Genomic DNA, 13138 nt, shown 5'->3' with positions numbered 1-13138 from the left:
GATCAGCTCTCCATGGATTCGTTGATGTAGCGCTTGAGCTCCTTGCGGGCGATGACCATGCGGTGCACCGCGTCAGGTCCGTCGGCAAAGCGCAGCGTGCGCAGACCGGTGAACATCATGGCCAGCGGCGTATCCTGGGAAATCCCCGTACCACCATACATCTGCATGGCTTCATCCACGGTATCCAGCGCCACACGCGGTGCGATCACCTTGATCTGGGAAATCCACGGCGCCGCCGCGCGCGGATCGCCCTGGTCCATCATCCAGGCGGCTTTCAGGCACAGAAGGCGCGCCTGCTCGATCGCCATGCGGCGTTCCGCAATGATGTCGCGATTGGCGCCCAGCTTGGCCAGCGGCTGGCCGAAAGCGGTGCGCGAAACCGAGCGGCGGCACAGGAGTTCCAGCGCCCGCTCGGCCTGGCCGATGGCGCGCATGCAGTGGTGGATACGGCCCGGCCCCAGACGGCCCTGGGAAATCTCGAACCCGCGGCCCCGGCCCAGGATCAGCGCATCCTTGGGCACTCGGACATTGGTGAACTTGATATGCATATGGCCGTGCGGCGCATCGTCATGACCGAACACCGTCATCGGACGCAGGATCTCGATTCCCGGCAGGCCGGCCTCGACGAGGAATTGCGAGTGGCGGCCATGGCGCGGGGCGTCATCACCCTCGGTCTTGGTCATCAGGACATAGACTGAACAGCGCGGATCGCCGGCGCCAGAGGCCCAGTACTTCTCGCCATTGAGCACCCACTCATCGCCATCCAGCTCGGCCTTGAAGGCGATATTGGTGGCGTCAGAAGAGGCGACGTCCGGCTCGGTCATCAGATAGGCCGAGCGGATCTTGCCCTCGAGTAGCGGTTCCAGCCATTTCTTCTTCTGCTCGGCATTCCCGTAGCGCTCGATGACTTCCATATTGCCGGTGTCCGGCGCGGAGCAGTTGAACGTCTCCGCGGCCAGGTGTGACCAGCCCATTTCCTCGGCGAGATAGGCGTATTCCACCGTTGTGAGGCCGTAGCCGCGATCTGAACCCGTCAGCCAGAAATTCCACAGGCCGCGTTCGCGCGCCTTTGCCTTGAGGCTTTCCAGGATCTCGGTCTGGCGGTCGGTAAAGGCGAAACGGTCGCCCGCCTTGCCGATCTCGGCGTGATACGCCTCTTCCAGCGGCATCACCTCGTCGCGAATCATCGCGCGAACCTGTTCCACCAGCGGGCGTACCCGCTCCGTCATACCCAGATCCATCATTACTCCCCTTTATCGTCCTGGCTGTTGTCGTTTCTCGTTGAATTGTCAGACCGGGCGGCCGCGCTCGGCAACCATCATCCGGCGGAACTTCCGCATCCCGCCCAGCCAGCGGTCGCGCTGGGTCGCGCGGGCAGCCTCATAGCCGGCGACACTGGCATGCGGCAGCGCGAGGAAGCGCTTTTCCTCGATCGCGGCAATCGCCTCAGCCGCCACATCGGACGGCTCAACGACGCCATCAGCGCCAGCAATACCACCGTCCGAGGAATTATCGCCCAGCATGGCCGTACGGACCGCCTGGGGGCAGACACAGACCACCTGAAGCCCGTCATCGCCGTGCGTGATCGCGAGGCTTTCCGCGAAAGAGACCGCAGCATGCTTGCTGGCCGTGTAGGAGGAGGCCCCGATCTGGGCGAGCAGACCGGCCGCCGAAGCGACCAGGATGAACACCCCGCCGCCGCGCGGTTTCATGCGCGGCCAGACCTGGCGCGCACCGCGCACAGCACCCATCACATTGACCTCGAAACTATCCAGCCAATCCTTGTCCGACGCGCCTGCTGCATCCCAGCTGGGGGCATCGGCACGCAGGATGCCGGCATTGGAAACATAGACATCGACGGGGCCGAGCTCGGCCTCGGCGCGATCGAGAAAGGCCGCGATATCGGCTTCCCTGGTCACATCAACCGTTGCGCCGATGCCGCCGAAGGCCTCGGCCGCCTCTTCAGCACCCTGGAGGTCGGCGAGCGCGATCTTCGCGCCCTTTGCATGGAAGGCTTGCGCCATGGCGAGGCCGATGCCGCGCGCACCACCGGTGATCGCGACGACCTTGTTTGTGTAGTCCATCTTGTCCTCCCGGTGGACCGGCCTCAATACTTTCGCATGCGGGCGAACTTGTCAGCGTGGTAATTGGCGTCACCATAGAGCGCCTCGGCCACGCGGACCCGCTTCATGTAGAAGCCGATATCGAATTCATCGGTCATGCCCATGCCGCCATGCATCTGCACGCCTTCGCGCGCAGCCAGTTGGGCGACCTGGCCGAGCTTGGCCTTGGCTGCGCTGACCATCATGGCAGCATGATCCGGCGCCGCGTCGAGCGTCTGCAGGGCTTTCAGCACGATCGACTTGCCCAGTTCGACCTCGGAATAGAGATGCGCTGCGCGGTGCTGCAGCGCCTGGAACGTGCCGATGATCTGGCCGAACTGCTTGCGTTCCTTCAGATAGCCGACCGTGCTGTCCAGGCATTGCTGGGCAGAGCCCGACATCTCGGCCGACAGACCGGCACGGCCCGCGTCCAGAACGGCTTCCAAAGCGCCCAGCCCGTTATCGACCTCGCCCAGAACCGCGTCGGCCGTCACCTCGACATTGTCGAGCGCGATATCGGCCGCATGACGGCTGTCGACCGTATCCTTGCGCTCCACCGTGACACCGGCGGCATCCCGCGGCACGAGGAAGAGCGTGATGCCCTCGGCCTCGGTCTCGCTGCCGGCGGTGCGGGCGGACACGATCAGCATGTCGGCGACGTGACCTTCGGCGACGAAGGTCTTGCGGCCGTTCAACTTGAAACCATTGCCGGAGCGCTCGGCGGAAACGGCCACGCTGGACGGATTGTGTTTGCGGCCCTCATCCACCGCGAGGGCGGTGATCGCCCCGCCAGCCGCAATCCGCGGCAGCCATTCCGACTTCTGCGCGTCGGACCCGAAGCGCGAGAGCGCCGTGGCCCCCATGATCGCGGTCGAGATATAGGGCGAGGCGGTCAGGTTGCGGCCCATTTCCTCGGCGATGACGCCGGCGGCGACATGCCCCATCTCCACGCCGCCATGCGCTTCGGGGACCAGCACGCCGGTCCAGCCCATTTCCGCCATCGCCGCCCAGGTCTTGCGGTCGAATCCGTCCTCCGACGCGCTGTCGCGCAATTGCCGCAGCTGCGCCACCGAGGCGCTCGCGGCGAGATATCCCCGCGCGGCATCCTTCAGCATGCCGGCTTCTTCATTCAGCACCATGGCCATGGTGATACTCCTTCCAGGTGCGCGGCTAGGCCGACGGCAGTTCGAGAATGCGCTTGGCGATGATGTTGAGCTGCACTTCGGAGGTGCCGCCCTCGATGGAATTGCCCTTCGAGCGCAGCCAATGCCGCGCCACATCGTCCTCGGCATCCCATTCCAGCCCGGCCGAACCGGCGCTGTCCATCATCAGCTCGAGCCGCCGCTTGTTCAGCTCGGTGCCGTAGTATTTCAGCATCGAGGAATTGGCGCCCACGCCCTGCCCCGCCTTGGCCTCGTCGGCCACGCGCTCCATCGTCGCCATGAAGGCGAGCCCGTCAATCTCGGCCCGCGCCACATCGGTGCGCAGCATGGGATCGGCCAGCATGCCGTGTTCGTCGAGCCCGACCTGCTGCACCGCGACATCGCCCATCGGCCGGATCGAGCCGGAGCCCATGCCGCCGATCATCTCGCGCTCATGGGTCAGGAGGTATTTGGCCACCGACCAGCCCTTGTTGAGCTCGCCCACCAGATTGTGCTTTTCCGCCCGCGCCTCGTCGAAGAAGGTCTCGCAGAAGGGCGATTTGCCGGAGATCAGCTTGATCGGCTTCGTGGTCACGCCAGGCTGATCCATGTCGATCAGGACGAAGGAAATCCCCTCATGCTTGGGCGCGTCGAAATCCGTGCGCACCAGGGTGAAGATCCAGTCCGACTTGTCCGCATAGGAGGTCCAGATCTTCTGGCCCGTGACGCGGTAGTGGTCGCCCTTGTCCTCGCACCGGGTCATCAGCGCCGCGAGGTCTGAACCGGCATTGGGTTCCGAATAGCCCTGGGCCCAGCGGATCTCGCCGCGGGCGATCTTGGGAAGGTGTTCCAGCTTCTGCTCGTGCGTGCCGTATTTCAGCAGCGCCGGGCCGAGCATCCAGATACCGAAGGAATTGAGCGGCGAGCGCGCCTTGATGCGCTTCATTTCCTCGCGCAGCACCTTGGCCTCGGCCTTGCCCAGACCGCCGCCGCCATACTCGCTCGGCCATTCCGGAACCGTCCAGCCCTTTTGCGCCATCCGGTCAAGCCACAGTTTTTGCGGTTCGGTGAACTCGAACTGCTTGCCGCCCCAGACGATATCGTCCTCGCCCTCGATGGGCTGACGCATTTCTTCGGGACAATTAGCTTCAAGCCAGTCCCGCACCTCGGCGCGGAAGGTTTCAAGATCGGCCATGATCTCCCCTTTATCGATTATTTTCGAGCATTCGGTATGATGCACTTGCGAAGACGTTAGCGTCCTTGCAGCAGGGCGTCCATGGGGCTGTGCGGCGATTTCAGGGGAAAATTGGTCGCAGCCACGTCATGACACAGCTGCGAACCCGGATACAAAAAAGCCCCGGCCGTGCGGCCGGGGCTTTTCTCAAGCGAAAGTGTGGCGCCTCACGCGAATTGCGGGGCAATCTGCAGATTCTTGGCCAGGCCAAGCCGGTGGAGGACCAGCAGCATGGTGCCGTTGTAATCCACGATCCGGTTCCAGATGCCCTTGCGCGGCAGGTGCAGCGCGGATTGCGGGAATTCATGGTGATGGTCGTGCAAGGCTTCGCCGCCAGTCAGCAGGGCCAGCAGATAGTCGACCCATTTGGGCGTTTGCATGTGACCGAACACGTTCACGCCCAGCGTTGTGGCGTGGAACTGGATCGCGCGGCCGATCACGGCACTGGCGTGCAGCAACGCGGTGAGAATCAGCGAACCGCCGCTCAGTGCCACGATCAGATAGATGATCGCGGGAATAATGAGGTGCATGACCAGAGAGAGGGTGATGTGGAAACGGTCGGCGAAACGCACGACCGCGTTTTCCTTGAGCCAGAGCGGCATCGGGCGGGCGAGGTCCTTCTCGTCGCGCCACAGGATCCAGCCGACCCAGGCCCAGGCCTTGCTTTCGAGCGGATTGTGCGGGTCTCCCGGCTTGTCGGCAAAACGGTGATGCTGGGAGTGGTAGTTCACCCAGTCCTTCAAGGAGCCCTGCATCGCCAGGATGCAGTTGAACATGATGATCACCTGGGCCGGCCATTTGATCTCGCCGGCGCGATGCTGCCAGATCCGGTGCAGCGGGCCGATGCCCTGATTGCACAGGAAGATCGACAGGCCGATCACGCCCAGGCAGAGCGGCGCATACCACCAGTGCAGGGTCAGTCCGTTCAGCGCCAGGCCGAGCACGACCATCGTGATCATCATCGCCACGCCGAGCGCGGGATAGATGAAGGCGGAAAAGGCGCTGGCCCAGTTCAGGGTACGCCAGGATTTCAGGATGGCCTCGGAACGCGAAAGGATCCGCTGGTCAAGATTCATGGGGTCTACTCATCGATAAGTGGGGCCCCGGAGGGACTCGTCACATGGAATGTCCGCATTGAAGCGCCCCGGGTCAATCTCGGAATGCCTGCAGTGTGGTTTTCAATTATTGCTCCGTGGTCGGCAGATGAACGTGGAAGGCTGCGCCCTCGCCCGGCCGTCCCTCTGCCCAGATGCGTCCACCATGACGCTCGGCGATACGCTGGCAAAGCGCCAGACCGACCCCGGTGCCGGGATAATCGCCGCGTGAATGCAAACGGGTGAATATCTCGAAAATGCGCGCCGCATGCTCGGATGGAAACCCGATGCCATTATCACGAACGGTCAAGACCGCATTCCCGGCTTCGTCATTCACCAGCGACAGTTCGATCCGTTGCGGCCGGTCCGGATCCCGGTATTTCACCGCGTTGCCGACAAGGTTGGCGACCAGCTGGCGCATCAGCACCGGATCTGCTGTGAGCTGCCCCGACAGGTCCCAGCAAAGCGTGCCGCCGGTTTCAGCCAGAGCGAGCTCGAAATCGGTGGCCACGTCCACAACGAGTTTTTCCATGTCCAGTCGCTGCATGGACATCGCGACATGGGCCGACCGTGAGTAGGTCAGGAGGTCCTGGATCAGTTTCTGCATCCGCCCGGCACCATCGATCATCGTGTCGAGCAGTTTGTGGCCGCGGGCGTCGAGCCGATCGGAATAGTCGCGATGCAGAAGATCGCCGAAAGCACGGACCTTGCGCAGGGGTTCCTGCAGATCATGCGAGGCGACATAGGCAAAGCGCTCCAGCTCGGCATTGGAGGCCTTCAGCGCCTCGGCATGCGCAGCCGCCATCTCCTCGGCGGCGCGGCGATCCGTGACATCATGGGCGGAGCCCGCCATCCGGACCGGCCGCCCGTCTGCGCTGCGCAGCGAATCGCCATGCGCATGCACCCAGACGCTGTGACCATCCGGCCGGTTCATGCGGTGTTCGACATCGAACGGTACAGGCTCCGCGAAATGCCGCACGATCGCAGCCTGCACGGCGGCCTGGTCATCCGGGTGAACATGGGACAGAAAAGTGTCCAGGGACATGGCCGTCATCGTCGAATCCAGCCCCATGATCTCTAGAAAACGCGGCGACAGGGTCACCTCTCCTCGCCGCACATCGAGATACCAGAAACCGGCATTCGAGCCCCGCATGGCCAGATCATACCGCTCGTCCGCTCGCCGCAACGCGACATGCTGGCCGATAAGAGCCACGGCCGTCTCGAACACGCCAAGCTCGACAGAACTGCAACCGCCCACGCGCGCTTCAAGCCCCACCAAGCACACCGTTCCGTGGGCCTGGCCACCCGCCAGCAGGCGCGCGCCGATATAGGTCGCCAGCCCGTCCACCGGCAGGCGAGCCAACACGGCATCATCATCCGGCCGCGTCAACACGACGGGCCGGTCGCTTTGCAGGGCATGTTCGCAGGGGGCGCCGGCAATCGGCACGACAGCGCCCGGGGCGATATCGCCAGTCTCGCCCGCGACGGTCTCGACCGTTGCAATACCGTTGAAAATCTCGCTGACAAAGCCGGCCTCGACACCGAAATAGTCGACAATGCGCGAAAGAAGCCGCCGCACGGCCAGATCATGATCCCGGCCGGCCTCCGCACTGTCTTTTACCAACGCCAGCACCAGCGCCTGCGCTCGCGCAAGCGCGCCGGCCGACGCTCCCGTCTCGAACTCTGCCATACCATTATCCGGACAGGTCGGGGACCCGTCGCACATCCTTGCCCATCAACAAGGTATCAAACAGGCACGAAAACAGAAGCTGTGTTGAGTGATGCTTTATTAGACCGCGCGCGACCAATGATCGCGTCTGCACATCGGATGCAAGAGCGCGTCAAATATGAAGGGCCTTGTCCGATTTATCGTTTCTCGGGATAGACCTGATGCCATTCTTACGTTTTCGTAAGGATACTCTTTGTTCGATTCCTGTGGGGGGACGCTATGAAAGCTGGATTGCTGCTTTTGGCCGGAACTGTCGGGGCTGCTGCGCTGGCGATGAGCTTTCCGCAATCCGTACGCGACGACGTAGCGGCGCGGGCGAATGTTCCCGATCATATTTATCTTGAAGCGGAGCGGCAGCTCGCCCTCTTCATAAAATGGGCCCGCAGCGAAGACGACCGCCCGGCCCAGAATGATCATCCCGATCGCGATGTCTGGGCGGATCAGAACGATCTGGAGAACACCGTCAGCTAGTTGGCGTCAGTCGCCGCAGCGTCCCGCGCTTCCGCCTCCAGGATGCGCGTTTCCAGCATCGCCCGGTAGCCTGCGTCTTCCGGCGCCTCATCCAGCATTGTCTGCCAGGCGCGTATGGCTTCGCCCCGCGCGCCATCCTGATAGCGCGCCTCGGCCAGAAAGAAGCGTGCACGGACATCCTGCGGATCGATATCAAGCGCCCGTGAAAACGCCTCGCGTGCCCGCGGCGACATCTCGCCCCCTTCGGCAAACAGATAGGCCTGGCCCAGGAATGCGAACAGATAAGCGCTGTCCGGAGCCCCGTTGATCGCGTTCTCGAAAGCGATCGCAGCCTCGTCAAACCGTCCGAGCGTGAAATAGGCCTGACCCAGCACAACCCAGCCACGCGGATCCTCCGGATTGGCCATCAGGTCTGCGGCGAGTGCGTCGACCTCATCGAGCACAGCCTGCATCTCGTCCGGGATGTCTGCCATGGGCGCCGGCGCCGCGCGGCCGGCGAGCTGTGGCGACCCGATCTGCATGTAGATCAGCACCGCCCCCATGACCGTGATCATGCTGGCAATGATGATCGCGAGACGCAGCCGCCGACTGGGCTGTGCGGCCACCTCGCCGGAACGCTCCAGCGCGGCCTGTTCACGGCGGCGGATGTCGAGCTCCGCAGCACGCGCTTCGCCGGGCTCGACCAGACCGAGATCGACATCCCGGCGCAGCTCCTCGCGCTGACCGGAAAACACGCTCAGTCCGGACGCGGCACCCACGGTCTCGCGCCGCATGACGGGCAAGATCAGGCCCAGCGCCACCAGCGAGGCGATCACGGCAATCAGCAACCAGATCATGACAGCCCCTCCTCGTCGGAGAGGGCGCGAGCACGGGTCTCATCGCTCTCGCCCGTCTCGTCACCGGCCATCATGGCCCGGCGCTGCCCGCGCACAAAGGCGAAGATGGCGATGCCGCCGCCAGCAAGCACCACCAGCGGGAACAGCCAGAGCGCAATCGTATTGCCCTGAACCGGCGGCAGCATCAGCACATAATCGCCATAGCGGTCCTGCAGATAGGCCTTCACCTCGGCGTCGCTGTCCCCCGCCAGCAGGCGCTCGCGCACCACGGCGCGCAGGTCGGCGGCCAGCGGCGCGTTGGAATCGTCAATGCTCTGGCTCTGGCAGACCACGCAACGCAACTGTTCGTATAGGCCCCGCGCACGGGCTTCCAGCCGGGCATCCTCCATGCGCTCCTCCGGTCCGGGCGACGCAAGAGCGCTGCCAGACAACATCAACCCGGCGAGCATGGCGGCAAGCATCTGCCTCATGGCATGTCCTCCGCCTGCAGGTGTTCGACCAAGGGCAAGAGGGTGCGCTCCCAGACGTCTTGCGTGATCACACCGACATGGCGGTAGCGCACGCGCCCGGCCCGGTCGATGATGAAGGTTTCCGGCGCCCCCGTGATCCCCAGATCAATCGCCACGCGGCCCTCCGCATCATTGCCGATACGGACATAGGGATTGCCGTTGCGTTCGAGCCAGCGCGTGCCCGCGCCCGGCGGGTCCTTCCAGTCAATGCCATAGACCGGCACGACACCCGAGCGGCTGATCTGCATCAGCATCGGATGCTCGATCGCACAAGGCGGGCACCAGGAACCGAACACGTTCAGCAGGCTCACCTCGCCGGTCAGATCCACGCTCGCCAGTCCCGTCTCATGGCCCTGGATCGGCGGAAGGTCGAAGACCGGCAGTTCGCGATCGATCAGCTGGGATGGAATCTCGCCCGGATTCTCGCGCAGCCCGAGGGCGAAATAGGCCGCCATCACGGCAAAGAGGGCGAGCGGCAGGAAAAGGAAGAGCCGGTTCATGTCGAAGCCTCCCGTGTGGTCCCGGCCGCAACTGCCGCCTTGCGCGCGGTCAGGGCACGCCGGCCGCGATCCGCGATCGACAACACACCGCCCAGGGTCAGGATTGCCGAGCCGATCCACAGCCACATCGCGAAGGGGTAGATGTAGACGTGAACAGGCCAGCCGCGCTCGCGCGAGGGCTCACCGAAGGAGATGTAGAGATCGCCGGTCCCGCGCGTGCGGATGGCGCTCTCGGTCGTCGACATCTGGCGCACCGGATAGAAGCGGCGCTCGGCCACCAGCTCGCCCACATCGCGCTGCCCGCGGGAGATGGCAAAACGCCCCTCCTCGGCCACGTAATTCGCGCCGTCGAACCGGCGGACATCGTCGAGCTCGACGGTATAGCCCGCGATCTGGAGGCTCTGGCCCGGCATCAGGAAAGCGCTCGTCTCCTGCTTCCAGGCGCTGACGCCAGTGATGGCAAACACCGTGATGGCGAGACCGAAATGCGCCACCGCCATGCCCCAGATACCCAGCGGCAGATTGATCGCGCGGGACAGCGAGGCTTTCAGCGGAATGTCACCGAGCTTGAGACGCTGGGCGATGTCGATCAGCACACCGATCCCCACCCACACGGCCAGCGCCGTGCCCAGCGCGCCGGCGATCCGCGTCCGGTCGGCGATCCACAGCGCCAGCACGCCCGCGGCCAGGGCTGCGACCAGGGCCGGCATAAGCTTGCGCAGGACCGGTTTCAGCTTGCCGCGCTTCCAGGCCAGCATGCCGGACACCGGAACCAGGATGAAAAGCACGCCCATCATCGGGTTGAAGGTGGCATTGAAGAAGGGCGCGCCGACGGTGATCGTCTCGTCGGAAACGGTGGTGATGAAGAGCGGGTAGAAAGTGCCGAAAAAGACCAGCGCACAGGCCGCGCCGATGAAGAGATTATTGATCAGCAGCGTGCTTTCGCGGCTGACTTCGGAGAATACGCCGGTCGGCTTGAGATGCGAGGCCCGCAGCCCGTAAAGCGCCAGCGATCCGCCGATCACCGCGATCAGTATGCCCAGGATAAAGACGCCGCGCTCCGGGTCGACCGCGAAGGCATGGACCGAGGTCAGCACGCCGGAGCGCACCAGGAAGGTCCCCGCCAGCGACAGGGAGAACGTCATCAACGCGAGCAGGATCGTCCAGGCTTTCAGCGTGTCGCGCTTTTCCATCACACGCAGCGAGTGGATGAAGGCCGTGCCGGCCAGCCAGGGCATCAATGAGGCATTCTCGACCGGGTCCCAGGCCCACCAGCCGCCCCAGCCCAGCTCGTAATAGGCCCAGGCCGCACCCAGTGCGATGCCCACCGTCAGGAAGCTCCAGGCCGCCAGCGCCCAGGGCCGCACGATCCGCGCCCAGCGTGCATCGACCCGTCCTTCGATCAGCGCCGCCACCGCGAAGGAGAAGGTGATCGAGAAGCCGACATAGCCGGCGTAGAGCATGGGCGGGTGCGAGGCGAGACCGGGGTCCTGCAGCAGCGGATTGAGGTCCTGCCCGTTCAACGGCGACGGCCAGAGCCGGGCGAACGGGTTGGAGGTGAACAGAAGAAAGGCCGTGAACGCCGCGGTGACCAGCGATTGGACAGCAAAGGTCAGCGAGACCAGCCGCGCCTCGACCGGTTTCGCCGACAGGGCCAGTGCTGCGGTGTAGGCCGTGAGGATCAGGCCCCAGAGCAGCATCGAGCCCTCATGATTCCCCCACACGCCGGTCAGCTTGTAGATGAAGGGCTTGTCGGTGTGCGAGTTCTCGGCAACGACCAGGGCGGAAAAGTCCGACACGGCAAACAGCACGGTCAGACAGGCAAAGGCCGTCAGCATCAGCACGAATTGCGCGATCGATCCGGCACGGGCGAAACCGTGAATGGCCGGGTCTGCGGTGCGCAGCCCGATGAAGGTCAGGACGGATTGGGCCAACGCCACCGCAAAGGCCAGGATCAGGGCAAACTGCCCGAGTTCAGCAATCATGCCGGGGAGGTGTTACAGACCGCGCCAAAGGTCAAGGTTCACGGTGTCGCAGTCTGGCGCGATCCCCACCACAACACCGCCAGCGCCGGCACCCAGGGCAGGATGCGCTCGGCCGGATCGCCCGGCGCCCTCGCCCAATCGCCGAGCATGCCCAGAGTTCCCGGTTCCATGGCACCCAGCGCGTTGAAGAACACCGTCAGCCCGAAGCCGAGACACATCGCCGTCCCGATGGCCCACGCTTTCGGCTCCAGGCCCAGAACCCGTACCACGATGATCGGGCCGAAGGCGGCGCCCAGGGCCGACCAGGCAAAGAGCACACGGGCAAAGATCGTCGCGGGCAGGCTCAGCGTCATCCAGACGGCGACACCGGCGATTACCGCCATGACGATGCGCGAGACCAGCACTTCCTTGCCGGCAAAGCGCCGCGAGAGACGCATGTCGTGGGAGACGGCTGCGGAGGCCGAGAGCAGGATCGAGTCGACCGTCGACATCACCGCCGACAGGACGGCTGCGATCACGAGCCCGGCCAGGACCGGCGGCAGGAGCCGGTCTGCCAGTGTGTAGAAGAGCGCCTCGCCATCGGCTGCCCCGCCGACAATGGCCCGTCCGGCCAGGCCCAGTATAGTCATGCCGGTGAACACGGCGATCGCCCAGACGATGGCAATGGTGAAGCCGCGCATGCGCGCGCGCTCATCCTTCACCGCCATCAGGCGCGAGATCAGTTGCGGCTGGCCCATCGCATTGACGCCCACGCCCCACACGCCAAGGACAAATCCGATCAGCACGAAACCGGCATGCCCGCCGGTGATGTCGAGATAGCCGTCGGGGGCCGTCGCGGAGAGCGCATCGGCAATGCCGCCGAAACCGCCCGCGGCGATCAGCGCCGTCACGGGCAAAGCCACGGCAACCACGGCCATCAGCGCGCCCTGCAGCATGTCGGTGACACTGACCGCCCAGAAGCCGCCGAGCAGTGAATAGAGCAGCACGATGGCTGCGCCGATCAGAACGGATTCCGTGACACCGAGGCCAAACTGGGTCTCGAAGGCGACCGCGGCAGCGCCGAACTGGGCCGCGATATAAAAGATGAAGCAGAACAGGATGAAGACCGACGCCAGAATGCCGATCAGCGCGCGGGACCGATCCGCCAGCCCCGCCGTCAGGAAGTCGGTTGGCGTGACATGGCCGCGCTCGGCGGTTTCCGCCCGCAAGCGGCGGCCGAAAAACAGCCAGACGGCGACATATCCACCCCATATGCCCGGCACCATCCACAGCGCCGAGAGCCCGTTAGCGTAGACAAAGCCGGAAAAGCCCAGCAGCACCCAGGCCGAGGATGTCGAGGCGGCATAGGACAGGCCCGCCACCCAGGCGCCCAGCCCCTGGCTCGCCAGGAAGAAATCCCCCTCGGTGCGATTGCGCCGCGAGGCCCAGACCCCGACGCCCACAAGCACCAGCTTGTAGGCAATCAACGTCACCAGAACGATCAGATTATCCCCGTTCATCCTGCCCTCCCCGGCAAGATGTGCGGCGCCGACGCAA

General features: G+C 64.5%; 12 protein-coding genes. 1 reads left to right on the top strand and 11 read right to left on the bottom strand.

What is annotated here, in order from left to right:
* Positions 1 to 2: 2 nt before the first annotated feature.
* The 6 genes from ACXAJV_RS10480 to ACXAJV_RS10455 all read right to left on the bottom strand — a co-directional run bounded on the left by ACXAJV_RS10480 (position 3) and on the right by ACXAJV_RS10455 (position 7262).
* Complete coding sequence (locus ACXAJV_RS10480) at positions 3 to 1241, bottom strand: acyl-CoA dehydrogenase family protein (protein ID WP_475085457.1); 1239 nt, start codon at positions 1239 to 1241, stop codon at positions 3 to 5.
* Positions 1242 to 1289: 48 nt separating this feature from the next.
* Positions 1290 to 2084: an SDR family oxidoreductase gene (locus ACXAJV_RS10475; RefSeq protein ID WP_475085073.1), complete on the bottom strand. Its 795-nt coding sequence runs from the start codon at positions 2082 to 2084 to the stop codon at positions 1290 to 1292.
* A 23-nt stretch (positions 2085 to 2107) separates the two neighbouring features.
* Positions 2108 to 3247 carry an acyl-CoA dehydrogenase family protein gene (locus ACXAJV_RS10470; RefSeq protein ID WP_475085071.1) on the bottom strand — a complete coding sequence of 380 codons (1140 nt, stop codon included), beginning with the start codon at positions 3245 to 3247 and terminating at the stop codon, positions 2108 to 2110.
* A gap of 25 nt (positions 3248 to 3272) precedes the next feature.
* Positions 3273 to 4439 carry an acyl-CoA dehydrogenase family protein gene (locus tag ACXAJV_RS10465; protein ID WP_475085069.1) on the bottom strand — a complete coding sequence of 389 codons (1167 nt, stop codon included), beginning with the start codon at positions 4437 to 4439 and terminating at the stop codon, positions 3273 to 3275.
* Positions 4440 to 4645: 206 nt separating this feature from the next.
* Entirely contained in the window at positions 4646 to 5554 is a 909-nt protein-coding gene (locus tag ACXAJV_RS10460) for an acyl-CoA desaturase (RefSeq protein ID WP_475085067.1), read from the bottom strand.
* Between the two features lie 106 nt (positions 5555 to 5660).
* On the bottom strand, positions 5661 to 7262 hold the full coding sequence (locus ACXAJV_RS10455; protein WP_475085064.1) for a sensor histidine kinase: 1602 nt from the start codon (positions 7260 to 7262) through the stop codon (positions 5661 to 5663).
* A gap of 258 nt (positions 7263 to 7520) precedes the next feature.
* Here ACXAJV_RS10455 and ACXAJV_RS10450 point away from each other — a divergent pair, with 258 nt between their 5' ends.
* Positions 7521 to 7772: a hypothetical protein gene (locus ACXAJV_RS10450; RefSeq protein WP_475085062.1), complete on the top strand. Its 252-nt coding sequence runs from the start codon at positions 7521 to 7523 to the stop codon at positions 7770 to 7772.
* On the opposite strand, the gene ccmI is transcribed toward ACXAJV_RS10450, so the two are convergent.
* Genes ccmI through ACXAJV_RS10425 form a run of 5 tightly spaced genes read right to left on the bottom strand, consistent with a single transcriptional unit; the run spans position 7769 to position 13101 of the window.
* Positions 7769 to 8608, bottom strand: a complete 840-nt coding sequence (gene ccmI / locus ACXAJV_RS10445) for a c-type cytochrome biogenesis protein CcmI (RefSeq protein WP_475085060.1) — start codon at positions 8606 to 8608, stop codon at positions 7769 to 7771. The two genes, ACXAJV_RS10450 and ccmI, sit on opposite strands and share 4 nt — an antisense overlap.
* Entirely contained in the window at positions 8605 to 9078 is a 474-nt protein-coding gene (locus ACXAJV_RS10440; RefSeq protein WP_475085057.1) for a cytochrome c-type biogenesis protein, read from the bottom strand. The genes ccmI and ACXAJV_RS10440 overlap by 4 nt, the downstream gene beginning before the upstream one ends.
* Positions 9075 to 9617: a DsbE family thiol:disulfide interchange protein gene (locus ACXAJV_RS10435; protein WP_475085054.1), complete on the bottom strand. Its 543-nt coding sequence runs from the start codon at positions 9615 to 9617 to the stop codon at positions 9075 to 9077. Before ACXAJV_RS10435 ends, ACXAJV_RS10440 begins: the two co-directional genes overlap by 4 nt.
* Positions 9614 to 11602, bottom strand: coding sequence for a heme lyase CcmF/NrfE family subunit (locus ACXAJV_RS10430; RefSeq protein ID WP_475085050.1), 1989 nt, complete (start codon positions 11600 to 11602; stop codon positions 9614 to 9616). The genes ACXAJV_RS10435 and ACXAJV_RS10430 overlap by 4 nt, the downstream gene beginning before the upstream one ends.
* Positions 11603 to 11640: 38 nt before the next feature.
* Complete coding sequence (locus tag ACXAJV_RS10425; protein WP_475085048.1) at positions 11641 to 13101, bottom strand: sodium/proline symporter; 1461 nt, start codon at positions 13099 to 13101, stop codon at positions 11641 to 11643.
* Positions 13102 to 13138: the final 37 nt, after the last annotated feature.

The sequence above is a fragment of the Maricaulis sp. ABE4_448 genome (assembly GCF_056160825.1).
This window is presented reverse-complemented; position numbering and strand designations above follow the sequence as displayed.